This window comes from Halobacteriovoraceae bacterium (genome assembly GCA_020635115.1).
Classification (GTDB): domain Bacteria; phylum Bdellovibrionota; class Bacteriovoracia; order Bacteriovoracales; family Bacteriovoracaceae; genus JACKAK01.
In genome coordinates, this window is the sequence record JACKAK010000005.1 from 314,283 (window position 1) to 341,277 (window position 26,995).

The window sequence follows — 26,995 nt, forward strand, 5'->3', positions numbered from 1 at the left end:
AAAGAGGTAAACAAATTATGTATAACATAGGAATTATTGGACATGGACATGTCGGATCGTTGCTGGGACAACATCTCCATGGGGCCGGATATAAAATATTTGCTACCAAAACAGAGATACTAAAAGACAACGGATCTTACCCAATAGAGAGTTGTCGATTGCCAAAAGATATTATTCATTTAAAAAAAATATTAAGTGATGGAGTTTTAATTTTTCTCATACCTCCTTCAACTAAAAGTTACAGGGCCATTATTGATTCACTTATAAAGTATTTTCCGGCCACACAAAAATTGATCTTTTTTTCCTCGACCTCAGTTTATGGGGACAAGCAGGGACTATGCAATGAAGCAACTATTCCTTATCCAACATCAAAAAATGGTCAGGAGCTTTTGATATGTGAAGGAAAATTAAAAAATCATTTTCAATATTTAAAAATAATCAGGCCCTCAGGAATAGTTGATGAATTAAGAAATCCAATACATTTTTTTAAAAATACTTCTGAAATCACAAATTCAAATTTCTTGATAAATTTAATTCATACCCAAGATATCATTATATATATCGAATATTTAATAAAAAACTATGCAAGCTCTAAATCGATTAAAAATTTAGTATCAGAGGATAACATGACTAAAGATGAATTTTACAATGGTCTTAGAAGATTTTATCATCTTCCTAAGTTAAAAACTTCTGAAAATCATCCTAATCCATCAAAGAAAATTTTATCTCAAAATCCAGGCCCTTGTTTAAATTTTCCAAATCTATTTGAGTATTTCAAGGGGATTAAAAATGTTTGAACTTTTTTTGGTTTCAATAATTTGGGGTTTTTCTTTTGTCATCATTAAAGGGAAATTAACAGGTCTTGATCCTTTTTTTCTTGCTTTTGTTAGACTGTTCATTGGAAGTTTAGTTTTTTTACCATTTTTTAAAATAAAATTCTTCAAATATTTATCAAGAGAAATCATTTTTATTGGAGTTATACAATATGGATTGATGTATATTTTTTATATTAACTCTTTCCAATATTTGCAAGTATCCCAATTGGCACTCATGACAATCTTCACACCACTATTTGTCTATGTCCTAGGAGAATTCTTTGAGAAAAAATTCTCTGTATTTCTTTTGATGATTGTTGCTCTAAACATCCTCAGTTCCTCAATTCTTATAGATATTAGAGTGCCTGGCAAGTTAAAGGGAATTATACTAATACAGTTGTCAAATATTTGCTTTGCTTTTGGTCAAACTTATTACAAATACAAATTGTCTAAAAAAATTCCAAAAGGTGTAAAACAGCATCAGGTTTATAGTGTCATTTATTTTATTTCTGCAATAGCAACTCTTCCCTTTTTATTGATGAAATCTAAAATATTACTCAATATGGATTTGAGCAGTACTCAAGTTATTTATTTGATATATCTTGGTATTGTTCCAACTGGACTTGGTTTTTATTTCTGGAATAAGGGTGCAGTAAAAGTAAGTCACACGTTTTTAGCAATTGCCAATAACTTAAAAATTCCCTCGGCCCTCATATTTTCTATTCTACTCTTAAAAGAAGAAATAAATTTGTCGGCCATCTCCATTTTTTTACTCGTCTTCTCTTTGTCAGTTATTTTCTTAACTTTCAAAAAGTATACAAATTTATCTGAAAATAACTTAGAATTAAGAAGTTAACTCATTTCTAGGATATTTTTTATGAGTATTACTACGATTAAATACAGTTTTGTCTTCCCGGACAATTCTCAAATTAACCATGTTTTTGAAATTGATAAAATAAAACGTAAAATTGTTAATCTCTCAGATACTCCAGAAGATTTAAAACAATATACTGAACTTGATTTTTGCAAATGTAGCAACTGTCCATTAAATAAAACCCAAACTCCTGAATGTCCAATTGCGAAGAATCTTTTTCTCGTTGAAAGAAAGTTCAAAAATAAAATCTCACACGATAAATGTTTTATTGTTTGTGACACTCCACAACGGGCATATACAGCAAAAACAGATGTTCAAGTTGGTTTGCAGTCAATTTTTGGATTATTAATGGCATCTTCCGGATGTCCACATTTAGAGTTTCTCTCACCAATGGCCATGTTTCATCTTCCTTTTTCAAATGAGGAAGAAACCATTGTAAGAATCCTTGGATTTTATTTTCTTGAGAAATATATTAATGGAGAAATAGACTCGATTAACTTAGACCAGCTGAGTAAGCGATATCAAGAAATAAATACGGTTAACCGTGGAATTATTGAGAGAATTCGTAAAGTAGAGAGAAAAGATGCAGGACAAAATGCAATTGTCATTCTTGACACATTTAGTATGCTTCTTTCAAGTGAAATGAGTACTGATCTTGAATCAATTCGTTATATTTTTGATTCTAGCGTGAATACTTTATTAAAGAAGGAGTAAGGGCCTGAACTTCAACAGGTTTTCCTACAATCAGTTCAAGCCTTTCTTTCAAATCTATATCTGCATTTGTTAGTGGATGTAAGACAACGCCTGTTTTTCCGATAATTTCTAAAGAAGGATGTACGTGTTTTACTATAATTCTTTTTATTTGCTTACCTAATGACTCAGCTTGATCTTGTAAATCAAGGACAATGGAACGCAATTGATTGATATTTGCAGCATATCTTTTTTGACCTATGTAAATATCTGATTGGCAGTGGAAGTCCTGTCCCTCACCTATGATCATATAGCTTTCTTTTGGGCCAAACAGTGTAAGAGATTTTCTCATCAATGTATAATCACTTTTTTCAAAATTCTGAATTCTTTGTCCTTTATAAACAGGCCCAAGTCTAGACATTTTGAGAGCTCTCACCCCACCTATTCTAGCTAATTCTTGAAATAACAAAAGATTTGGAGTTTTTCCGCCCAGTAGAATTTTCAATCCAGGGGTTTTCAAATGTCGAATAAAACTAATAAAAAGAAATGATTTGTATATAAAACTCATGTTTACCTCTATGCTCCCTTTCGGCCCCAATACTTTTTAATTCATCTTTTGTTTTTAAAAAAAGAGCTGTGGCAAATTGTGCCAAAGTGTAAAAAATTTGATCACTTTTTAGATTAAAAAAATTTCATAAACTGTCGAAAAGACAAATGATGAGACCAATATTGTTTTTAGTTTTTCTTTTTTCTGTGAAAGAAATTTTTTCGATAGAAAAAGTCGATCTTTATTTAAAATGGAAGCATTCCTTTCAATTTGCGGGATATTACGCCGCACTTGAAAAAGGTTTTTTTAAAAGCGAAGGATTAGATGTTACATTTCATGAGAAAAATATGGAATGGACAACTGTAGAAAAAACTCTTGAAGGTACGGGTAAATATGGAATAAGTGATTCGAGTATTGTTCTTGATTATCTGAAAGACAGGCCAGTCATTATATTAAGTTCCATATTTCAGCATTCACCACTCGTTCTAGCGACAAGATATGAAGATAAAATCTTTGGGCCTTTGGAGCTCAAAGGAAAGAGAATAATGTATCAAAAAGATGTTGACGACGCTGTATTACATGCAATGTTTGATTCTGTTGGTCTGCATGATAATGACTTCTATCATGTATCTCATTCTTATAAAAATGAAGATTTAATCAATAAAACTGTAGATGCAATTAGTATTTATACAACTGCACAGCCTTTTTATTTTAATAAAATAAATTTCCCAATTTATATGATTAGTCCGTCAAATTACGGAATTGATTTGTATGGAGACACATTGTTTACAACAACTAGAGAAATTGAACAACATCCTCAAAGAGCAGAGGCCTTTAGAAGAGCTTCAATAAAAGGATGGTATTACGCGCTTAGTAACCCTGAGGAGATATGTAAGTTAATAAAAGAGAAATATGATCAAAACTTGGATATAGAGCAATTACTTTTTGAAGCAAAAGAAACAGCAAAAGTTATAAGACAGGATATTACCCCTATTGGATATACTCATCCAGGAAGACTTGAGAAAATTTCAAATATATATGTTCATAAATATAAATTGAAACACAAAAATGTTCAAAATATTCTGTTTGATCAGTATTTGATTAATAAAAATGCCTCTTTTTTAAATCGATTTAAAATCATAGGAATATTGGCCTTTATTCTATTGATTCTATTTCTCTTAGTGATGCTTTTTAATAAAAAGCTTCAAGAAGAGGTTGCTGCAAAAACTACTGAAATTGTTGAATTACAAAAAAGCAAAGATTTGTTTTTTGCTAATCTTACTCATGAACTAAGAACTCCACTGAATGCAATTATTGGAGGAGTTAGTTTTTTAAAAGATACTTACCTTGATGAAATTCAAAAAGATCATTTAGAACTGATTGATTTCTCTTCAAACATTTTACTTGATATTGTGAATGACATTTTAGATTTTTCAAAGCTTCAAAAAAATAAGATTGAGCTCAGTATAAATCGAATAGAGCTTAGAAATTTAATTCAAAATATTTATTTGAATCAAAAAATTCTGGCCGACAATAAAAATCTAAAGTTCGAATTAATTAGTGATCTCAATGAAGAATTTTGGGTAAACATTGATTACACTAGATTAACCCAAGTTCTTAATAATTTGATTAGTAATGCAATCAAATTCACTACAATTGGTAAAGTAATTATTAATTTTAAGCATGAATTTTCTGAAGAAGGAGATCGTCTTTATTTTGAAATCAAGGATTCAGGGAAAGGGATAGATGAATCTAAAATCAAAACACTTTTTAAACCATATGTACAAGAAGATAATTCCATCATTAATAATTATGGTGGAACAGGTTTAGGTCTGGCCATTTCAAAACAAATAATCGAACTAATGAATGGTCAAATGGAAGTAAAAAATAATGAAGAAGGTGGAGCTTGTTTTAGTTTTAGTATTCCAGTGAGTATCTCTAGTTCGCAAAATAATTTGCAAGATGATGTGAATATTGAACTTTCATTAGATGACTTAAAAATGTTAAAAGTTTTAGTTGTTGAAGATAATCCAATTAATTGCAAAGTCATACGTCAATATCTAGAGAATCTCTCTATAAGTCCAAAAATTGTAAATAATGGTTTAGAGGCCATTGAAAATCTGGAAAAAAATGAGTTTGATATTATTTTGATGGATAAGTTCATGCCTGTTCTTGATGGGCCTGCGACTACTAAAAAAATTCGTACTCACCAAGATAAAAAGATCGCTCATACATACATTATTGGGTTATCGGCCAATTGGAAAAATGGTTTTGATGAAGAATGTAAAGATTTGCAAATGAATGCAAGTTTAACGAAGCCATTAACTAAAGAAGAATTAAAAAAAGCGTTGCAAAGATACTTTACATATACAAAAGAAAAAAGCGCAGCATAAAAAAAGGCCTCTCAAATGAGAGGCCATAAGATTTATCTAATAAAGAGCATATCGTAGTATTTTGGCAGATTCCAAAGATGGTTTGGTAAAATTTCTTCAAGTTGATTACAAAATTTAGCTAACTCTTCACTCACAGGCATGAGTTCATTTGCAATTTTAAAAGAATTTTCTTCTTCATTTTCAGTTAGCCCCTTCAAACCATTTTCCATACTATTTACACAAGTCATGAGTGAATTCAAGGTAAAATTCAATTTCTTAATCATCTCAAACTCAATAGCGCTATCTATTCCAACTTCTTTATGTCCCTTTATGGCCGTAGCTAATTCAGTTTTATAATGAATGGTTGAAGGCACAATATGTTGTCTTATGAGATTTAGAAGTGTTTCAAACTCAATACATCTAAGCATATTGTAGTTTTCAACCAAAACATTGTGACGAGTTGTGAGTTCTGTTTGGTTGAAGATTCCACTTTCTGTCAGAAATTTTGTTTCATTTATGTCTGAGAGAATTTTTAAGGCATCAGGAGTGGTTCTTAAATTTGGTAAACCTCTTTTTTCTGCCTCGACTAGCCAATCTTTTGAATATCCATCTCCATTAAATACTACATCGTATGAATTTTTAAGCCACTTTTTAGTAACTGATGTAAGGGCCTCATCGATGCTTTTACCTGCAGAAATTTCCGATTTAATTATCTCATTTGATTCTTCAAAGACTTCTGCGACAGCTGCATTTAACACGGACATTGGAAATCCTGTAGCAGCTGAAGATCCACAGGCCCTCACTTCAAATTTGTTACCAGTGAAAGCAAAGGGAGAAGTTCTATTTCTATCAGTATTATCTTTAAGGAGATGAGCAAGTTGTGTAGCACCAAGATCTAGAGTATTTTGAGTGTTGTGTACATAGGTAGCACCTTCTAAGATAGAACGATAGATTTTATCTAGAGTTTCACCTAAAAAGACTGAAATGATGCTCGGAGGTGCTTCATTTGCGCCAAGTCTATGATCATTTCCTTGTGAAGCAATAGACATTCTAATTGCTTTGGCATGCCTTTTTACGGCCTCAATGATAATTGAAACAGTGGTTAAGAAACGAGGATTTTGATGTGGTTCCTTTGAAGGTTCCAGTAAATTAAGTCCATCATCTGTTCCCATTGACCAGTTTATATGTTTACCTGAACCATTAATTCCTGCAAATGGTTTCTCATGAAGTAGAGCATGAAAATTATGTTTTTCAGCCGTCTCTTTAATGAGGGCCATTGTGATCATATTCTGATCAGCAGCTCGGTTTGCATCTGTGAATATTGGAGCAATTTCAAATTGTCCGGGAGCAACTTCGTTATGTCTTGTTTTGGCCGGAATTCCAAGTCTGTGCATTTCTAATTCTAATTCACACATAAATGCAAGTACTCTCTCAGGAATGGCACCAAAATAATGATCTGAGAGTTGTTGGTTTTTAGAAGTAAGTTGTCCAAATAATGTTCGTCCGGTCATGACAAGATCAGATCGAGAAGCGAAGAAGGCCTTATCAATGAGAAAATATTCCTGTTCACATCCACAAGTTACGTCTACAAATTTTGTATCATGCCCCGTTAAATTCATATACTCAGTGGCAGCTTTATCCAACTTTGTAATACTCCTTAAAAGAGGAGTTTTAATATCAAGTGCATCACCATAATAAGACACAAAAGCTGTCGGTATACACAGAGTTACAGCATTAAGGGATTTTTTAAGAAATATGGGAGAAGTAATATCCCATGATGTATATCCTCTGGCCTCAAATGTTGTACGAGAGCCTCCATTTGGAAATGAACTTGCATCAGGTTCACCTTGTAAAAGTTGTGAGGCACTTAGTTTTTCAATTGGTCTTCCATCAGGAGCAAAAGAGAGGAAGGCATCATGTTTTTCAGCAGTTGATCCTGTCAATGGTTGAAACCAATGGCAGAAGTGGGTTGCCCCTCTTGAAACGGCCCAATCAGTAACGGCCGAGGCAACAATTTCTGCATGTTCGCGTGAAATTTTTTTATTACCTGATTTAGAAACAGATAAAATTTCTTTTCTTACTGATTCAGGAATAGATGGTGCTGTCCTGAAATCAAACAAATTTTCACCAAAATAAGAGCTTACAGGCAAGTAATGGCCTTCACCATCAACTGGTCTTTCAATTCTTTTTGGCTTTCTACCATTTGCTATTACCTTAGCTACATTTCTTGGATTTGTGGCCTTCATAAGTTTCTCCCTTTAAAACTTGTAATGAATAGACTGTATAAAAAATATGTGGTTGTGTTTTAACTAGCTCCTACTGGAGCTGTTGCACAGTTTGAACCTGTTGCTGCTGAACTTGTACTGTAGAATATTGTGCTTGAGCTGAATGAGCACGTGAAAAGCAGAGCATAATAAATGCAAAAATGAAAAACAATATTTTTGCCATAATGGCCTGCATATCACCAGGAAACATAGTTATACCTCTATAAAAATGCCCTTTATTTATTGCAAAAAGCTTACAATTAGGCAATAAGTTTGTGCTATGAATTCAAGTTTTTTTGTACAAATGCATGATTTACCCGACTATTGCCATCCTGTATATTCCTCTTTAAATCGATCGCTTCAATTTTACGCATCTCGAAAAGCTCTTTTATTTAGTATTGAAGACCATTTAAATAAAAAAATAGAGCATCATTTTGATAAATTAGAAATCATAAACCATCACTATCTAAAACAGTACCCAAATATCGTTGTTTCTTTATCTCATACTCAAAATATAGGGGCAGCGCTTTGCGCTTCAAGAAACGAGTATCAATCTGTTGGTATAGATATAGAGTTAAAAACTCGCAAAGTAAAAGAAGGTGCTTTAAAGTTTTATTCACATAAAAAAGATGATCTATCCCTAAATCATTTACAGCTTTGGGTGGCCAAGGAAGCATGCTTTAAGGCCATCTCTCCCCACTTTGACAGTTTTGAGGGAGAGATTACTCTTTCTAAAATTTGGGTCAATAACTTTCAATTCGGTCTTGTAGATCAAGTCCTAGGACATTTTACTCTTAGTGAAGAAGTTATAGGCCAACATAAAATCGTTGTCGCCAAGTCTTTCATAAAAACTATTGGGCCATGAGAACCTTAAGGGCCTTTGCATTTTCTCTTGGCCTAATGGAGTTGATTTTTCTTGGAGATCTTCCAATTGTTACATCCAACACCTTCATACATCCGATTCGTGAAACACTAATTTGATATGATTTATCTACTTGTAATTGCTTCGATATTTTTTTGAAATTCTGATCAGTTACCCTCATAGAATCAATGGCAATGATTTCATCTCCTGCATTTAAACCTGATTTATATGCAGGCCCATCTAAAACAACAGAACTTACATGAATATTATTTCCTTTGGTCTCTGTAGTTATACCTAACCATGAATGATCATCTTGAATATATTCTACTTCAAGATCAATTTCTGATAAGTAGCTCTCAATATCTATATCCTGAGTTGTTGAAACCATCATCTCAAATTCATCTCTTTCATTTTTGCTTGTTAGGGATTCAAAAATTTCAAAAAACTCCACTTTGAGGATTCCCCTTTCTGGATGCTTTTTATAATCCTCCCATAGTGCCAAGGTTAGGTCTCTAATATCTCTTTTAAAGCGATGAAGAAAAATATTAGCGATAAAAAAAACAATCGAGCCTTTAAGATAGTAACTGATAGTAGAATTGTTGGTATTTTCATCATTTCGATAAAGTTTTATCCATGCGTTAAAGGAACTTCCTTCAAGGGATTCTAAATATCTACCAGGAATAGAAAAATAGCGATTCAAAGTATTTTTCAATTCAGCTAAGTATGATTCAAGATCACACAGCCCACTTCTCAATACACATAAATCATCTATAAAACTTGTGAGTCCTTCGACCAACCAAAGCATTGATGTATAATTCTCATTGGTATAGTTAAATGGGCCCAACTCTTTTGGTCTGATACATTTTACATTCCAAGTATGAAAATATTCATGGGCCACAAGCGATAGCCAACGTTGGTAACGACTATCATCATCAAAACTCAATGAGTCGAAGATTAAACTCGTGGAATTTTGATGTTCTAAACCTCCTGCATTATCCGGGACAAAATGGCATATGAAGGTATATTTTTCAAAAGGTAATTCGTTATTAAACATATGAGAGACAGTTTTCACGATCGTATTAATATCACTTTTGATATCTCTATTGTGTTTGAGAATCTGTCCCCAATAGGCCAATTCAAAATCTTTATCAAGAAATCTAAATCCATCGGTTTCTTGGCAGCCAATTTCAATCGGACTATCTATAAGTTGATCATAATCTTTGGCCTCATAGATAAATCTATCCCTTTGATCTGAAACGTCCTTAAGGCCTGTGGATATTTTCGACCAGATTTCAGGAAAGTGTATCTCAATTTTTGGAGATTCAATATAAGCATTTTCAACTCCCATAAAGACGCTTGGCCCCTGAATAAAAGCATGTTCAATGTTGACATGAGATGTTCTCACACTCAGTTCATTGCAGTAAACTTCGTATTCAAATGTAAAATTCTCACATTTTTTGTTTAAAAGAGACCGTTCAAAATCAAGTAACCATTTACCTTTTTCGACTTGTTCAAAATAGAGAAATTCTCCGTTATCGCTTGTGAAAATAGGTCTTGCAACATGGCGGGAATACTCCCTCATAAGATAAGATCCAGGTGACCATGAAGGCATAAAAAAAGTTAAATTATTAATATTTTCAGGTTTTTGTCCATGAATTTTGACCTTTACACGGTGAGTCCACGGTGAATCTATAATGAGATCGTATTTCAAGTTGAGTTTCATGATTGTCCTTGATATTGATAAAAAAAATAATCCCAAAAGGTATACTAAACTATGAATATAGATAGATCAAAAATTAAAACACCACAAATTGTCATCTCCGATGAAGCTTTAAGCGAGTTAAATCTTCTTATTGAAAATGATCTGCAATTGCAAAGTAAGATACTCAGGATAGAGATTAGTGGTAAAGGTTGTGAAGGATTTGAATATTTTATAGGCCCACACTTTGAGATGGAAGATGATTTTATAGTCAATCCTACATCAGAACTTGGAGAAAAAGTGAATATAAATATTCATTTTTCACCTTTTTGTGCTTATTATCTTCAAGGTGCAAAAATTGAATTCTACCAAGACCCTCCTAACGATGAAGAGGGTTTCATTATAACCAATGAAAAAGGCCCTGAGTTTCACGGAAAGTTCTGGTTAAAAGATCAGTCTAAATTACCACCAATGAAAACAATTTAATAAATGGATATCAAATGAATTTTTTACTCTTCATTGTTACTGCATTAATTTTTCAGAATGCTTATAGTAACGATTTTAATAAATGCAAAAAATTATTGCTTAAATCTCATCGTCTTCAAGCGAAGAAGGGAATAAAAATTCCCCTTAATGTTCATTTGGCCCATCATTTTAATCTTAACAAAAGTGAGTTTTTATATAGTTTAAAAGGTGGTCTTTTTTCACAAGAGCGACTCTCATTGTACAGGGCACTTGGAATAAATTTTGAAGACTTTAGAGAGAGATATTTTACACCAGAGGAATTGCCTCAATATTCAGAATTGCTCATTAATCATATACAAATACAGGCAAAAAATAAAATCTCTATCGAACAAAGAAAAAAATATTATCGCACTGTCTTTGAAAGTGATGATGAATTTTTTAGTAAAAATTTTAAAAATAATAGTCCTCCCCTTTTGGAATCATTAAAATTAATAAGTGAAGGTAACTCGTATTTAACAGCTCCTCATTGGATTGGAGAAGACACAAAACCTATCAAAAAAGTTGTCGAAACGGTCGGATTACAAAGCATTCCTTTTCATCAAATCAATCATATGATCCAGGATTTACTTTATCCTGAATATGTAGAATATCAAAAGCGTCTGGCCAGTATTTATATTAATGAAATAAAAAGAGACCCTTCCCTTTTATCTATGGAAAATAGAAAATTGGAACGGATTCGATGGAAATATGTTTCAGAGCAACTTATAATTTGGAATAAGAAAAGAAAACTGAGTGAGTTTTTAAACTTTATTGGAATTGACCCTAAGGTTGGAGAATTCAACAATACTTTTCAGATGTACAATTATTTAAAAATTTTAAAGGAAAGTGAACGTAATGAAATCATTACAAAAAGTATTTCAAGTTTGCCAAATTTCATTGAAATATTGGGACCACAAGCTTTTGACACAATAATCTATATGAAATCAACCGCATTAAGAGATATGGGCAAAAATGAAACAATGGGTTTACTAAGTCCCTTATACAACCTTTTAGCTGTAAGACAGGGGTACCTAAATACAAAAAATAAAAGTTTGGCCTATTATTTAGATTCAGCATCTAGGTATTTAGTTTTTCTCATTCAATTGAGCAAAACAGATTTGGAAGATCATATGAGTGAAGAAATCATCTATGGACTAGAGAGGAATTCTCCACTTTATCATTTATTTTGCTCTTCTAAGGTCTTTACTCAAAAGCTCATGCTTCAAATCGGATGTTCTAAGATTTGAAGTGATTTCAAATAGTTAAAAAGAGAATGTAAATAAATTCGTCATTTTTCAGTGGGGGCCTTCCTTTTTACATTTTTTAGGTTCTAATGACTACTTTGTATTATAGTAACGGACATGGAAGACGTGAGTAGATTATTCAAAATTCTAGCAATTTATCTATTTTTGATATCCTCATCTTTTGGACAAATGGATCCCAAAATAGCGCTGTGTGAAATAAAAAGTTCCAGAAGAATGTATAAAGAGTTTGTGTCAATTTTTCAAAAAATGCACCCTTTAAAAATTAATGAATCAAATGCCTTAAAATATATAAATACACATTTAGAATCAAATGCTGATCCCATTTTGACTTACTTAAAATCTAGGAACTCAGAACTTCCTCCATCGATTCGAGTAAAATTTGAAGTAATAAATAAAACGCAAGTTGATCTTACTCTAGCAAATATTATTTCTGAAAAAATCATCCAGGAAGGAAAAATATATAGAAAACAAAAATCTATTCCCGTAAAATTAGAAATTGATCAGTTTTATTTTATGGATTTATATAAATCAAATCTTCTTTTTTCACCATTCGAGAAAATCTCAAGGTTATCCGGCAAAGTTTCGTATTTAACTTCTTTATTATTCTATTCAAATATTTCTACTTTAAATAGAAAGTTCATTTTACAAGAGACTGATAAAGAGTATGGTTCTATTCCTGAAATTTTGGATGATTACGTCCTTGAGTTGATGAAACTTAAAACTGAACAAAAACTTTCTGAAGTTGATATTACAAGAATTTTGGTTGGCCTTTCCTACAAATTCTCAATCACAGAGGATGAAAATCTAATCTCCTTAGAAAAAAATCCATATACTAAATTATTAATTGAAGTATTTACCCCCCTGGTCGCATCGAATGCACTCAAAACTTCTAAAAAGCTTAGGCATAATTTTATAGATTCATTAGATCTTCTTTCATCACGGATAATTGAATTTTCTGACATTTCAGAGGTCATTGAGGGACTTAAAAAAATTCAACGTAGTGAAAAGACCGATCACAGTGATAAAAAATTTGCAATGCAATACAGAGCAATGATTCTCTCACTTCTTTCTCATCCAGAAATTTTCCTGGTTCAAAAGAATAATTTCAAAATAGTCAAAGAGGAATTGGTTCAGGAAATTTCTTCATTATTTAAAGAATACAAACTAAATATTAACCTTAAACCTCTATCACTCATGTGTTCTAGACTGGTGTATTCACAGGAATAAACGACCTAGCGATTTATATTTCTTTTAGAGACAAGAGACTTGACGAAAAGAATAATCGATCCGCAGAGTTGAAATTATCAATATTATTTTTTTATTTCGACTAGCTTTCCTGAAGGAAAAAGTTTTAAATTTCTGATTTTTTTCTTATTTTTTTTCGGGACATATTTATTAACAAGTTGAGATTTTTTTCCATTCTTCAAAATAGGCCAAGCTACTTCAATATGTATTAGTTTTTCATCATCATGTAAGTAGAATATTTCTTGCATTTGCGACTGAGAGACAAAGTTTCCGGCATGAGGTTGTATCCAGCGAGTTCTTTTTCCCTTCGTGGTTTGAAAGATAATTTTTGCTCCAATTCGAGGAGAAGTAAGCTCGATACTGAAGACCTGTTTAAAGTTTTTGGGCAATTTATTTTCAAAAAGGTATATCCTCTCCTTTATGGAGTCATCGCGAATATTAGTTTGTCCTGTAAGAATATCAAGCATCCCATCACCATTAAAATCAAATACAACTGTACCACTTGGGTTGACGATATTTATCCCAAATTCTTCTGATTTATCTTCAAAGGAGCTTGAAGTTTCTTGTATAAACGTAACTAGTCTTGTATCTGGAGGGAAACTAGTATTATCAACAATTAAATCTCCCTTTGAATCTGCATTTAAATCAGTCCAGACAGATCGTTTGTCAGACTGAGTCCAATTCAACTTACCTTTGTCATCAAAGTACTCACTTCTAAGAAACTTAGGTACATTGGAACTTTCAATTCCAGTTAGAATAGAGGAACGATCCCTTGATTCACTCTCATATGAATGAGAAACTTCTCCAACAGAAATATCAAAAATACCATCATTATTATAATCATAACAATTCATATAGAAAGTATTCCCCCCGCCTCGAGTGTCAAATATTCCATTTTGATCTTGATCTATTTTGGACTCACTCGCGACATTGAGAAAATGTCTTTCAAGAGCATCTCCTGTTGTATTCATCCATAATTTATTTGCATGTCCACTGCTTGATGAAACGAGAATATCTGCATGGCCATCATTATTAAAATCGCAAGTACTTACACCAAAAGAGGGCGTTATATCGAGATAGTTTTCGAACTCAAGTTTTTGTGGCTCTCCAACAAGCAAGGCCGGTTTGTCTACAAATTTGCCATTTTCATTGACAAGAAATTTATCAGGAACAGGAATGGGAAATTGTCTTTTATAATTATACCAATTGGCCAAGTAGAGATCCAAGTCTCCATCTAAGTCATAGTCAACAACGGCAACACTGGCCACAGGTACATCGAGTTTAGGAAACGCAACATCACTTTTTTCAAAAAAAAGTTGTTTGCCCTTTAATATACCTTTGAATAACCTCAAAGGGAGATCTTCCCATACATTTTTCTGATTTAGAGTAATGAGCAACAAATCTAGAATATTGTCATTATTGTAGTCAAAAAAGAGTAATGAATTTGCTCTTTCGTTTGTGGGTAATCTAGAAAGATTTGATTTTTTAAATTTTTTTAATAATGGCCAGTACTCATAAAATTCTGGAATTGAATAATGTGAACTAATAAGTACGATGTCATTATATCCATCGCCATTGAAATCTATAATATTAAATCTGTGACCAGTAATATTTGCTAACCCCATCTTTTCAGTAACATCTTCAAAGAATATGTCCTTTTTAGAAGTTGGCCCTGGTTCGAAATTTATTTTTTGTGTATTTTTAGTTTCTTCTTTTTGACTATTTTGATCAACATTTTCAACAACTAACTTTGAAGAACACGACAAGAGAAAGAAGAGGAAAAAAATATTTCCTCTCCTTGTAACTAAACTAATAATCGATAATATCCAGTCCATAGCCACCATTTTTAGTCAGCTGTTCAGTAACTTTAATTATGGTTTTATCTTTATTATTTGTCATGCCTTTAAGCTCTCCAATAAATTTTTTCTTTGAATCATCTAGGGCCAGTTTAGCGAGATTAAGCACATAGTCTTTTCTCTCTTTCTCAATACTATCACTGTTAAGAATTGTAGTGGTCCGAGAGATCACTGAAATCATCACATAGAGTTCGATGGCCATATTGGCCATCCTTCCTTGAGGGAGTTCATGATCTATAATTTTCTTACCATATTTGATAAGTGTGTTTTCCACTTGAATAGCAAAGCCACTGAGCATCGATGAAAACTGATCAGCATACTCTTCCAAATCTGGGTGGTATTGAGAGAGAACTTTATTAGCAAACATTTTAGAAAGTCTACCCTTTGCAAAATCAGTTAGAACACCTAAAGATTTGATAGGATCTTTTAGAGCGTTTGAAACATCAGAAATTTTACCAAGCTCTTTTAGTCTCTCAGATGGTCCTCTCACTCCAGAAAGAGCTAAAAAGCATCTTAGAATTTCATTTGTCCCTTCGAAAATGAGCTGTATTCTTGCATCCCTCATCATTCGCTCGTAGGGATATTCACACATATAACCAATTCCAGCGGCGATTTGCATTCCCATGTCTACAACGTCCCATAAATTTTCAGAACCATAAATTTTGCAAACCGCTGTTTCCAGATAATAATCATTGAGACCCTTACACATGTTTCCAGTAGTCATATAGACGACACATTCAGTTGCATAAGTTTTAAAGGCCATCTGTGCCAGTTTGTCTTGGATAAGACCAAACTGATTAATAGATTTTCCAAATTGTTTTCTTTCTTCAGCTTGGCCAGTGGCCAGTTTTAGAATTTCTTGCATACCTGAAACACAACCTGCTCCTAATGATAGCCTGCCGCTATTTAAAACGTTCATAGCGATTTTAAATCCCTTACCAGGGCCTCCGATCATATTTCCAGCAGGAACTTTTACTTTATCAAAATAAACAGCTCTGGTTTCAGAGGCCTTAATTCCCATTTTGACTTCTTTTTCACCAAAAGAAACACCTTCCATTTCTTTTTCGACGATAAAACAAGAAATTTTTTCGACACTCTTTCCCTCTATTTCGTGGTCTGTCTTACAAAATACAGAATAAAAATCTGCCATTCCACCATTTGTGATCCAAAGCTTCTGGCCAGTTATGGTGAAGGTTCCATCTCCATTATCCACAGCTTTGGTTTTAATTGAGTAGGCATCTGAGCCTGAACTTGGTTCCGTTAAGCAAAAAGCTGCAATTTTTTCTCCCGTAGCAAGAAGAGGTAACCACTTCGCTTTTTGCTCTTCATTTCCTTCATTTAACAGGGCCCGATATCCAATTGACTGATGAGCTCCTAGAGTTGTGGCAACAGAAGCATCTGCTCTAGCGACTTCTGCAAAGACTCTCGAGTAGAGGGAATAATCTAATTCCATTCCATTATATTGTTCCGGAACGGCCAACCCACAAAGCCCAAGCTCTGCTAGACCTTGAATGATCTCAACAGGAATCTGCGACTCATGATCCATCTTTTCACTATCGATCTGATCCTCAGAAAACTTTGCAATCGCACTCACCATTTCCTTGGCCATCTCCTTTTGATCCTGTGTAAAAGACGGAAAAGGAAATGTTGCTGCTTCTTCTATCTCACCATAAAAGAAACTACCGACTACCGAGTTTAATTGTTTACCTTCCTGTTGTGACATACTCCATCCTTTTTTATAAAAAATATATTCGATCATTTTAATACAACAAATTGTTCAAGTTAACAAAAAATAGAGGTAAGAAGACTATTCCTCTTTTGTTTGCGCCGTCCCATTAATGTATACTTAAACTATAATAGGCATATTGCGAGAAAGTTTACAAAACTCTTGCAAGTTTTTGCAAAAACATTGAAAAAGCTAGTTTAGGATACCCTAAAAAAAGGATCTGGCCCTGGCATGAAAAAATTTTTAAGCAAACTCTTTAAAAGAAAATCTACGAAGAAAAACGAGTTTGATGACCTTCAAAGTGAAATCGATGCTGACAGTTCAGATGTCTTCACTATTGATGATGATGAGACTCACATCATTCATCATAGCTCAGAAGACGAAACTGAGCTTTTGGAAGACTTTGAAATCCCTGGTGTTCCACCTTCAATTAAGACAAGTTTTATGACTCGTCTTTTAAATCAACTAAAGAATTTAAAAAATAAAAAAATATCCACTAGTCAGTTTAAAAGCATTGATCTTAGTAAATTAAACTCAAACTCCTTCATTCAAAAAATAAAAAAAATAAAGTGGGAAGGTTATATTGATGAGATATTTGCAACTGAAAATAGACCAAAATTTCATAAAATATTTAAGGGCTCAATTATCATCTTCTCCTCTATTACTTTGGGAAATATTATAGGTGCATTTATCCACTATACTCCTGAAGCTCCAATTAACTCAATGGTATCGATGAATAGTGCTTCAGGTCTTGATCAAAAACAAATCCAACAAGTAAGCAACACAAATCCATTTAAGGCCAAAGTTGAAGTTATCCGACCAAAAACAGATAAACCTAAAGTTGTGATTGATGAAAATAAAATTTGTCATCAATCGAATGAGAAAACATCACTTCAAATCAAATTTGAATCTGCAATTGTCTTACAAGACTCAGTAAAATCTATTGCAGCTGTTTCAGTTAAAAGTGGAAAAGAATTGTTAAGAATTCGTCAAGGTGACAAGATACAAAATATGGCAAAAGTTGGATTAATCACTCCAGAAAAAATCATTTTCAACAATTTACAAACTGGAAAGTGTGAGTATATTAGCAGCTCTCAAAAAGATATGTTCAAAAAAAGTCGTTCAGCGGGTGAAATTGGCGACATAATTAGTAAAAGCGAAGGAAATAAAATTCTTAATAATCTAAAGAAACAAGGAATTCGAAGCGAAGGGAACAAGCTTATTATACCTAGCTCTCTGAAAAGAACTGCCTTTTCTAATATGCAAGAAATTCTAACCCAGGCCAGAGCAATTCCAATACCTAAAGCTGATGGAACCATGGAATTTAAAATTGTTGATGTCGTTCCTGATGGAGTGTTCGCACAATTAAATATTCAAGATGATGACAAGATTACTCATATTGATGGTAGACCCATTAAAAATATGAACGAAATTATGACGCTCTTCGGACAATTTGCTGATTTACAACAGTTACAACTTACAATTGAAAGAGACGGAAACTCAAGTCAATTAGAGTATGTTTTTGAATAAGGAAATAACCATGGTAAACAAACAAACCATTTTCAAGTTGCAGGTAGTTTTAGCTCTGGCCCTATTCTGTCAGTTACCGGCGCTAGCACAATTTAAACAGTTTCGCTCGAAGACAAAACTAGCTAATAATTCTTCTCATTCAAAAGCTGAAGTAGAAGTTGAATCTGAAGCCGAAGATTCAGTTACAAACGATGATCCCTTCGGACATGATTCAGGATTAGGAGATATCAAACTTCCTAAGGCAAAAAAAGATAATCGCCTAGTTAACCTCAATCCAGAGACAGCTTTTGGCCCTGAGATGATTGAAAAATTTGAATACACTGACGTCTCTCTCATGGATTTAACAAAAGATATGCAAAAACTGACAGGACTTAACCTTATCCTCGATACAGATTTGAAAGGAAAAGTTTCCATCATGGCCCCTGCTCCCATTACAGTTGGAGATGCTTGGAAGGCCTACCTAACTGCTCTTAACATGAAAAACTATTCTATTGTTAAAACAGGTGCCTTTTATAAAATTATTTCTGACAGAGATGTTAGATACACTACAACTAAAATGTATACAGGGCCCTACGTTCCCAATACTGACAATTACGTCATGAGAGTTATTCCTCTAAAAAACGTTGATGCGACACAAGTGACAAGGGCCTTTAGACCCTTTATGTCTAGACAAGGTCGAGTTTTGGAAATTAAACAAACAAATACAATCATCATTCAAGATACAGGACATAATATTAATAGACTTATGAGACTGATCCGCTTTGTTGACGTTCCTGGTTACGAAGAAACATTGCAAATTATCAAGGTAAAACATTCTTCGGCCCAAGAAATCGCCACTCTTCTAGATAAAATTCTTCAAAGTGGAAATTCATCGCGTAGTAGAAGAACTCGATCAAAAAGATCATCATCTGAATCAGAAGATATTTCAAAAATTATTGCTGAACCTCGTACGAACTCCATTATTGCAATGGCCAACGCAGATGGAGCTAAAAGATTAAGAGAACTTATCCAAAAACTTGATACAAAACAAGCATCCTCTACTTCAGGTCAAATACATGTATATTATTTAAATCATGGTGATGCTAAAACGTTGGCAGAAACTCTGAATAAGCTTGTCACTGGGCAAGTGAAGAAAAAAACAACATCACGATTTGCTAAAAGATCTGCTGATGAAGATGAAACTGCTCTTTTTAACAATCAGGTTAAAATCACTGCTGATGAGAAAAACAATGCATTAGTTATTACTGCTGCGCCAACTGATTATTTAACCATTAAATCAGTTATCCACAAACTCGATGTTCCAAGAGATCAGGTATATGTCGAGGCCATTATTATGGAAACCACTGTTAGAAACACAAACTCATTTGGAGTGAGTCTACTTGGTGCCTATGGATCAGGAGCTAAATTCTGGGGAGTTGGAGATAGTCAGGGGGATATCATAGGATTACTTACGCAAAGTTCACTTTCTTTAGGACAGTTCTTCGTGGGATTAGGTGCTGGCAAAACACGAACTTTAAAGCTTGGGAATACGGATGTAAGCGTTAATTCTGTAAACGGACTGATTAAAGCGATTGCTTCAAACTCAAATACAAACGTATTGGCCACTCCACAAATCATGGCCATTGATAATGAGGAAGCTACGTTTTCTGTTGGGGATGAAATTCCAATTCCGAAAACGACAATTGCTAATAACCAAACACAAGTTTCAACAGATACTCAAGATGTAAAATTAACATTGAAAATTACACCTCAAATCAATAAGGCCTCGAGATATATCAAAATGAAAATCGACCAAGATATTCGAGACTTTTCTAACGTTGAGCTACCGCAGTCACTTCAAAATAGTGGGGTTGCAATTAAAACAAGAAAAACTGTAACCACAGTAAACGTTAGAGATAAAGATACAATTGCGATGGGTGGACTAATGCGAGATAGAATAAATGAAACAGTTGCAAAGGTTCCGCTGCTTGGAGATATCCCAATTCTTGGTTGGTTATTTAAAAATAAGAAAAAAGATGTTGAAAAGGTAAATATGATCTTTTTCCTCACCCCTACTATACTTTCAAACTACCAAAAAAATATGTCCGAGAATGTGAAAGATGTCCTCCTTAGAAGAGCAGGACATCTAGAACAAGTTCATGGTGAGAATGATCCTTTTGGAACAACAATTAAAGGAATATATGAAAAAGTTCAAAAACAAAGTGAGGGACCACTTTATGACAAAGATGATGTCCAAGATTATCAAGATGAATCGATTGATCCTACTTCAGTTGAGGTAGAAAATAAAAAAGAAATAGTACAAGATGTACCAGAGAAAAAGGCAGCCCCTAAACGGAGTAAATAGTGTGAGTGATGCTTTAGATACAAGACCAGTAAAAAAGAAGATTAAAATTGGTGAATTACTTATAAAGCACACCAATTTAACAGAAAAGCAACTTAACGAAGCACTTGAAACACAAAAAGAGCAAGGTGGACTTGTCGGTGAAATTCTCTTAGGGAAAGAATACATAAAGGCCTCTGATATAACGAGAGTTGTCTGTATACAGATGAATATCCCCTATATTGATGACTTTGATATTGATAATATTGATCCAAATATTATTATGGAAATTCCAATAAATTATGCTCGTTCTCAAGAAGTAATCCCAATCATTGAAACTGATTTTGATGTAACTATTGCCCTCACTGATCCGTTTAATTTTAATGTTATCAATGATATGGGAGAATTATTTCGTAAAGAAATAAAAATCATCACTTCTCCCTTGGAAAAAATAAACGCGGCCATAAACAAAGTTTACGAAAAGGCCAACAAAGATATTGTTCACTCCTTAGAAGATGAATTTGATGAGGGAATGGACCTTGACACAACAATTGACATCCTTGATTCTGGAGCAGATGAAGCTCCGGTTATTAGATTTGTAAACTCTATTATCTTCAGGGCCGTCAAAGAGAAGGCCTCAGATATTCACATTGAACCCTATGAGAAAGAAACTGTTTATCGATTCAGAATTAACGGTGTTATGCAGGAAGTTTTAAGACAACCCCTAAAAACCCATGCAGCAGTTAGTTCAAGAGTTAAAGTTATGGCCAAACTTGATATTGCAGAAAAGCGCTTACCTCAAGATGGTAGAATAAAACTCAAAATTGCTGGAAAAGATATCGACATACGTCTCTCTACTGTCCCGATTCAAAATGGTGAGAGAATCGTTATGCGTATTCTCGAAAAAAGTAATACAATTCTCCAGTTAGAAAAGCTCGGTTTTCAGGGAGATGTACTAGACAATCTAGACGATTTATCAAAAAGAAAGCACGGTGTGGTTTACGTAACTGGGCCAACAGGGCATGGTAAAACAACAACACTTTTTGCAATGCTAGATCGAGTGAATACTCCAGATAAAATGATCATCACAGTTGAAGACCCTGTTGAATATGAAATCCCGGGGATTTCACAAATTCAAGTCAATCACAAAATTGATCTAACCTTTGCCAAAGCACTAAGGTCAATTTTGAGGCAGAACCCCGACATTATTATGGTTGGGGAAACGAGAGACTTTGAAACTGCAGAGATGGCCATTCAAGCGTCGTTAACTGGTCATTTTGTTCTTTCGACATTACACACCAATGACTCGGCCTCTGCTCCCAACAGACTTATTGATATGGGAGTTCAACCTTTTCTTATAGCCTCATCACTCATAGGAGTTTTAGCACAAAGGCTTATTCAGACACTTTGCAATGATTGCAAAGAGCCCTATCACCCTACGAAGGAAGAACTGGCACTTTTAGAAATTTCTACCCTGCCAAAAGATAAAGTGATTTATAAAGCTAAAGGCTGCTCAAAATGTAACTTTAGAGGTTATGCAGGCAGAACAAATGTCGCTGAACTTCTCATGATCACAGATGAAATTCGTCCTCTAATATTGAAAAAAGCTGACTCCAACCTTATTAAAAAAACAGCTCAACGAAGTGGTATGAAAACTCTTAGGCAGAATGCATTGGAAAAAATACTTCAAGGAGTGACAAGTATTGAAGAAGTTGTTCGTGCTATTAACGATGAAGAGGAATTAAATCACTAGGAACAACTATGGCAATATATAAATACACTGCAATCAATAAATTAGGTAAAGAAGTTGTCGCAAACATTAATGCTGATTCTACAGCACAAGCAAAATTAATCCTTAAGGCCCAAGGATTTATGCTCTTAAACATTAAAGAGCAAAAAAGTGACCGAATGAAAGAGAAGTCAACTTTTTCATTTGGTAGTGGCGTTTCAGTTGCTGATCTCTCGATGATGACAAGACAGTTGGCCACACTTATCAAGGCCAGAATTCAGATTGTTGAATCTCTCCAGGCCCTAGTGGACCAAACAGAAAATCCACATTTGCGTTTGGCACTTTCAGATATCAAGAAGAAAGTTAACGAAGGTAGTTCTCTTGCAAAAGCGATGGCCGATTATCCTAAAGTATTTGACCACGTCTTTGTCAACATGGTTGAGGCCGGTGAATCTTCAGGGACACTTGATATTGTTCTCATTAGACTTGCTGAATTTACAGAGTCCCAAGTGAAACTTAAAAATAAGATCAAAGGAGCTATGACCTACCCTATCATCATTTTTAGTTTTACAGGAATTATCATGCTTGGAATATTTCTTTTTATCATGCCCCAAATTACAAAACTATTTACGAGTCGCAAAATAAATCTTCCGTGGATGACTGAAGTTTGTATTTGGATTTCTGATGTGCTGAGACAATATTGGTTATTGATCATACTGGCCATCCTTTCAAGTATCTTCTTATTTAGAAAGTACATCAATTCACAGAAGGGAAAGAGAAATTGGCATCATGTACTGCTTATTATGCCAATCGTAAAAGACTTAACCATCATGATTAATATCAGCAGATTCTGTTCGACTCTTTCAACCCTACTTAACTCGGGCGTTCCCATTATGGCCGCCTTAAGGATTGTAAAAAACTTGGTGGGCAATATTCATATGCAAGAACTTGTTGATAGTGCCAGAGACAATGTTTCTCAAGGTGGTTTGATGAGTACTGCTCTGGCAGAAGGCCAGTTGTTTCCAACAATGGTCACTCATATGATGAAACTTGGTGAACAGTCTGGTGAAGTTGAAGAAATGTTAACAATCATTGCTGAAAACTACAATGATCAGGTAAATAATAAACTAGATGGGCTGACATCTATAATCGAACCAATCATGATGATTGGTTTAGGTGCAGCAGTTGGTTTTATTGTTTTATCTGTCGTTATGCCTATTATGGAACTAAACAATATGCGATAGGTTTTCATTAGAATAGGGTAAAATTAAATAACAACAAAATTGCACCCATTTTACATTTACCAGACGTGACGAAATTGCCAATATGATATACATTAGTGATTGTAGTTAATAAGACAGGAGTAAATATGCGAAACTTTAACCGAATTTTTCCAAAGGCCGCCAGTAGTGCAAAAGGCTTTTCACTCATTGAAATCCTCATTGTTATTACCTTAATTGCAATTATTGGTACTTTTGTTGGTGGTAGAGTATTAGACTATCTCTATGAAGGACAGGCAAAGGCCGCAAAAATTCAGATGAATAATCTCTCTGATCGACTGAAAGAATTTTATAGAAATTGTTATTTTTATCCATCTACCGAACAAGGTTTAGATGCACTTATTTCTAAACCTTCAGTAGGAAGAGATTGTAAAAAATATAAACCAGGTGGATATCTAGAAGTTGAGTCTATTCCAGAAGATCCATGGGGTGGTGAGTATCAGTACGAATCTGATGGCAAGACTTTCAACATCTATAGTTATGGGCAAGATCAAACCGAAGGTGGAGAAGACAAGGACGCTGATATATATCTCAAAGAAACAAAAAAATAAGTGATTGGCCTTGGTGAGTAGTATGATTTTTTCGAAAAAACATATTTCATCGGGGCATAAAGGTTTTTCGCTTTTAGAAATTTTGGTCGTTGTAACAATTGTTTCGCTTATAACGGCCTTAACAATTTCAAGTTTAAATTTTTCCAGAGAACATGCAGAAGATACCTTAAGAACTGTTGAGCGTGCCATTCGGTACGCGCAAGATCAAGCGGCCCTCAGGAATGTAATTGTAAGATTACACTTTTATTTAAATACACAGCCTCAACAATTTGCCCTTGAGTTTGGCCCAGATGATAATTTTGTCATTCCAGTAAAATCAATTCAACTTAAAAGTCTCTATGATCTAAGTGATGAAGATCGAAAAGAAATAGAAAACAAAAGACAAAAGGAAGTGAACTCAAAGTTTCGCCCCCTGGTTGAATTTCAAAAAGAAAATTTTGAAATCCCTGAAACTTTAAGAATCATAGGGGTTGGAACATCAATTCAAGATGAATTTGTTACTGACTTCGATCCTGCGATCTATATTTATCCCAATGGTGAAAAAGACGGCGCAATAGTTATCTTTGGTTCAGAGGATGAGGTGATTTCACTAGAGATACCCGCTTTTACAAATGATTTTAAAAGGGAATATAAAACAATTAGTGAGGAAGATGTAGATGCTCGTGAGATATATGAAATCCATGAAAGTATGGCCATCGATTTGGTGAAAAAATGGCAATCAAATTAAGCAATAAAGGTTTCACCTTACTCGAAGTTCTCGTAGCGACTGCTATCTTTGCTTTTTTTATTGCCGCATTTAGTTCACGCCATAGTGCAAACGTACTTTCCTCTAATACTATTCGTGAAGACCTGATACTTAAAGAGTTATGTCTAAAAGCACTTAACGAAACAATGCTTGATCCCCCCAAATTTTCAACATCTATAACACTCGCCCCCGAGGCCGCTAAAGTTTTCGATGATTTTCCTGATTATGAATATGTCATTGAATGGAAAGAGTTCGATGTAAAACCAGTTATTTCCATGTTGCTTGGAGCTGAAGAAAAAGAAAGTGCAGAAGAAAATGCCACAAAGCAAGCACTACAAAGATTAGAAAAGCCAATTGTAGAAAACTTAAAAAAGCAACTTTGGCAATTAAAAATAACAGTGACAAATAAAAATACAGGATACTTTCAAGATCTTACAACCTGGGTTTATGATGAAAAGGCACAAGTTAAACTCAAAATTTAATCATGGTACTTCTTTAATAGAAGTACTGATTGCTCTACTTATCATGTCGGGCCTACTTATTAGTGTCTATATTGTCGTAGATGCAAGTACAAAAAATGCTGATACATTTATCATTGAAGATGAAGATTTTCTCTCAATAGAAGCGGCCATGGAAAGAATACGATTAGATTTTTCACAAATTTACACTCCCCTCTACTATTCCGTGCCTGTTATAAAGAAAAGAAAAAGTGATGAAGATGAAGATGACTCAGATAATGTTAAAGATTATGTGCCAACAGATACTTTTCCACAGTTAACGACGACAGGAGGGTTAGTTCCTGAAATTTATTCAGAAAATCCTCAAGAGATTTCTTTTTTTATGTCCGGAAATAAAAGAAAAGTTGCCGATCAAAAACAATCACATTTCGCATGGGTTAAGTATTCTCTCAGAGAATATAAACCTGAAGGAAATATTGATGATTTACTTCCACGCTACAAACCACGAGAAGACGCTCCTTTTGAACTGGTAAGACAATACGTGGCCGATAACCCTTATCGCGAAGAACTCCAATGGGAAGAAGTAAAGCAAAATGTAATGTTAAGACATATTAGGGATTTCAAGATCACTTTTTGGGATGAAAAAAGAAGAAAGTTTGTTGATAATCTTAAACAAATAACCCGAAAAAATAAAATGTTAAGAGCTATAAGACTTGAAATGTCCACTGTGAGTCTAGACAATTTTGAAACAAAAACTGAACGAATATTCATGACGAACTGGCCATTATTTGATGCTCAAAAAGATCAAAAAGAAAGAGAATCAAAACTTGAAAAAGCAAAAAAGAAAAACCAAACAAACTCAAATAAAGATTCCTCTTTTGATTCTGAGGGAGGTTTTCAGTGAGCAAAAAAGGTGTTGCAATTCCCATCGTCTTATCTTCAATCACTATTTTAACATTTTTGTTGGTCAACTTTACTTTTTTCGCTGAACTTAATTTCATTAAAGCTGACAACATCATACACAAAACTCAAGCAAGACTAAATGCCAGATCAGGTCTACACTTTGCGATGAGTATGTTAACTCTCTATCAACAGGCCAGAAATCTACTTGAAGAAAATGAGTCCATAAAGTCTTTTGTCAAAGCTGAAGACATTGAAAAAATTCTCTATAATCCCTTTCAATTTCCAATTGATGATAGTGTTGTGACTAATGAAATAATGAAAACAGCTTTAGGAGATTTTAATGAGATTTTGATGGTGAATGGAAAAATCACTTTAAATATTTCACCGATAACAGGACATCTCAATCCTAATCATATGCGTTTTTCTCACTATAAAAAAAAGGAAGATAACAAAAAAAATAAAGATGAAGAAAAAGATTTACCCGCCAATGAAGAAGATGAAACAGAAGGTGATAAAACAAAAGACAGTATCCTTTTTGTTGAAAATGAAATCCTCACAATTTTGAAGAAAAACTTAGAAAAAGAAAAAGAAAAAAATGAGGATTTTGATACATTGTATGGAAACCTAGATCCTGAATTTTTAGTAAAGGAATTAAAGTTTTATGTCATGGATCCCGGGCAATTTACTGATCCTGAACAAGGCGAACTCGAGGGAAATTACGATCCCTCTGAGGCCAATGCAAAACATAAACCTTTACTTC

The 26,995-nt window shown here is 33.8% G+C and carries 22 protein-coding genes; 17 read left to right on the top strand and 5 right to left on the bottom strand.

What is annotated here, in order from left to right:
* The first annotated feature begins 17 nt into the window (after nt 1–17).
* Genes H6622_10005 through H6622_10015 form a run of 3 tightly spaced genes read left to right on the top strand, consistent with a single transcriptional unit; the run spans nt 18 to nt 2,403 of the window.
* Nucleotides 18–797: a hypothetical protein gene (locus H6622_10005; GenBank protein ID MCB9061844.1), complete on the top strand. Its 780-nt coding sequence runs from the start codon at nt 18–20 to the stop codon at nt 795–797.
* Nucleotides 790–1,671, top strand: a complete 882-nt coding sequence (locus H6622_10010) for an EamA family transporter (GenBank protein ID MCB9061845.1) — start codon at nt 790–792, stop codon at nt 1,669–1,671. The genes H6622_10005 and H6622_10010 overlap by 8 nt, the downstream gene beginning before the upstream one ends.
* A 21-nt stretch (nt 1,672–1,692) precedes the next feature.
* The gene (locus H6622_10015) at nt 1,693–2,403 is read left to right on the top strand and encodes a hypothetical protein (protein ID MCB9061846.1); all 711 of its coding nucleotides are present in this window, start codon (nt 1,693–1,695) and stop codon (nt 2,401–2,403) included.
* Here H6622_10015 and H6622_10020 read toward each other — a convergent pair.
* Nucleotides 2,372–2,947, bottom strand: coding sequence for a hypothetical protein (locus tag H6622_10020; GenBank protein MCB9061847.1), 576 nt, complete (start codon nt 2,945–2,947; stop codon nt 2,372–2,374). The two genes, H6622_10015 and H6622_10020, sit on opposite strands and share 32 nt — an antisense overlap.
* 149 nt (nt 2,948–3,096) lie before the next feature.
* On the opposite strand from H6622_10020, the gene H6622_10025 reads away from it, so the two are divergent.
* Nucleotides 3,097–5,319 (top strand): ABC transporter substrate-binding protein, encoded by a 2,223-nt coding sequence (locus H6622_10025; GenBank protein ID MCB9061848.1) that lies wholly within the window; start codon nt 3,097–3,099, stop codon nt 5,317–5,319.
* 32 nt (nt 5,320–5,351) lie between these two features.
* On the opposite strand, the gene H6622_10030 is transcribed toward H6622_10025, so the two are convergent.
* A complete protein-coding gene (locus tag H6622_10030) occupies nt 5,352–7,544 on the bottom strand; it encodes a glutamine synthetase III (GenBank protein MCB9061849.1) in 2,193 nt (730 codons plus the stop codon).
* A gap of 298 nt (nt 7,545–7,842) precedes the next feature.
* Here H6622_10030 and H6622_10035 point away from each other — a divergent pair, with 298 nt between their 5' ends.
* A complete protein-coding gene (locus H6622_10035) occupies nt 7,843–8,427 on the top strand; it encodes a hypothetical protein (protein ID MCB9061850.1) in 585 nt (194 codons plus the stop codon).
* Here H6622_10035 and H6622_10040 read toward each other — a convergent pair.
* Nucleotides 8,414–10,147, bottom strand: coding sequence for a M61 family metallopeptidase (locus H6622_10040; protein ID MCB9061851.1), 1,734 nt, complete (start codon nt 10,145–10,147; stop codon nt 8,414–8,416). The genes H6622_10035 and H6622_10040 overlap by 14 nt on opposite strands.
* Nucleotides 10,148–10,198: 51 nt before the next feature.
* Here H6622_10040 and H6622_10045 point away from each other — a divergent pair, with 51 nt between their 5' ends.
* The 3 genes from H6622_10045 to H6622_10055 all read left to right on the top strand — a co-directional run bounded on the left by H6622_10045 (nt 10,199) and on the right by H6622_10055 (nt 13,119).
* Nucleotides 10,199–10,609 (top strand): hypothetical protein, encoded by a 411-nt coding sequence (locus tag H6622_10045; GenBank protein MCB9061852.1) that lies wholly within the window; start codon nt 10,199–10,201, stop codon nt 10,607–10,609.
* Between the two features lie 14 nt (nt 10,610–10,623).
* Nucleotides 10,624–11,874 (top strand): hypothetical protein, encoded by a 1,251-nt coding sequence (locus tag H6622_10050; protein ID MCB9061853.1) that lies wholly within the window; start codon nt 10,624–10,626, stop codon nt 11,872–11,874.
* 114 nt (nt 11,875–11,988) lie between these two features.
* Nucleotides 11,989–13,119 carry a hypothetical protein gene (locus tag H6622_10055; protein ID MCB9061854.1) on the top strand — a complete coding sequence of 377 codons (1,131 nt, stop codon included), beginning with the start codon at nt 11,989–11,991 and terminating at the stop codon, nt 13,117–13,119.
* A gap of 83 nt (nt 13,120–13,202) precedes the next feature.
* Here the strand turns inward: H6622_10055 and H6622_10060 are convergent, their stop codons facing one another.
* A complete protein-coding gene (locus tag H6622_10060; GenBank protein ID MCB9061855.1) occupies nt 13,203–14,972 on the bottom strand; it encodes a CRTAC1 family protein in 1,770 nt (589 codons plus the stop codon).
* On the bottom strand, nt 14,947–16,716 hold the full coding sequence (locus tag H6622_10065; protein MCB9061856.1) for an acyl-CoA dehydrogenase family protein: 1,770 nt from the start codon (nt 16,714–16,716) through the stop codon (nt 14,947–14,949). Before H6622_10065 ends, H6622_10060 begins: the two co-directional genes overlap by 26 nt.
* Nucleotides 16,717–16,950: 234 nt before the next feature.
* On the opposite strand from H6622_10065, the gene H6622_10070 reads away from it, so the two are divergent.
* The 9 genes from H6622_10070 to H6622_10110 form a co-directional block, all read left to right on the top strand.
* Nucleotides 16,951–18,249, top strand: a complete 1,299-nt coding sequence (locus H6622_10070; GenBank protein MCB9061857.1) for a PDZ domain-containing protein — start codon at nt 16,951–16,953, stop codon at nt 18,247–18,249.
* 10 nt (nt 18,250–18,259) lie between these two features.
* Entirely contained in the window at nt 18,260–20,593 is a 2,334-nt protein-coding gene (gspD, locus tag H6622_10075; GenBank protein ID MCB9061858.1) for a type II secretion system secretin GspD, read from the top strand.
* Between the two features lies 1 nt (nt 20,594).
* A complete protein-coding gene (gspE, locus tag H6622_10080; protein MCB9061859.1) occupies nt 20,595–22,322 on the top strand; it encodes a type II secretion system ATPase GspE in 1,728 nt (575 codons plus the stop codon).
* Nucleotides 22,323–22,330: 8 nt separating this feature from the next.
* Nucleotides 22,331–23,542 carry a type II secretion system F family protein gene (locus H6622_10085; protein MCB9061860.1) on the top strand — a complete coding sequence of 404 codons (1,212 nt, stop codon included), beginning with the start codon at nt 22,331–22,333 and terminating at the stop codon, nt 23,540–23,542.
* A gap of 125 nt (nt 23,543–23,667) precedes the next feature.
* Entirely contained in the window at nt 23,668–24,129 is a 462-nt protein-coding gene (gene gspG / locus H6622_10090) for a type II secretion system major pseudopilin GspG (GenBank protein ID MCB9061861.1), read from the top strand.
* 22 nt (nt 24,130–24,151) lie between these two features.
* The gene (locus H6622_10095; protein MCB9061862.1) at nt 24,152–24,856 is read left to right on the top strand and encodes a type II secretion system protein; all 705 of its coding nucleotides are present in this window, start codon (nt 24,152–24,154) and stop codon (nt 24,854–24,856) included.
* Nucleotides 24,841–25,356, top strand: a complete 516-nt coding sequence (locus tag H6622_10100; protein ID MCB9061863.1) for a prepilin-type N-terminal cleavage/methylation domain-containing protein — start codon at nt 24,841–24,843, stop codon at nt 25,354–25,356. Before H6622_10095 ends, H6622_10100 begins: the two co-directional genes overlap by 16 nt.
* On the top strand, nt 25,325–26,236 hold the full coding sequence (locus H6622_10105; GenBank protein MCB9061864.1) for a hypothetical protein: 912 nt from the start codon (nt 25,325–25,327) through the stop codon (nt 26,234–26,236). The genes H6622_10100 and H6622_10105 overlap by 32 nt, the downstream gene beginning before the upstream one ends.
* Nucleotides 26,233–26,995: hypothetical protein (locus H6622_10110; protein MCB9061865.1), on the top strand; the 763-nt coding region annotated here is incomplete at its 3' end. The genes H6622_10105 and H6622_10110, both read left to right, overlap by 4 nt.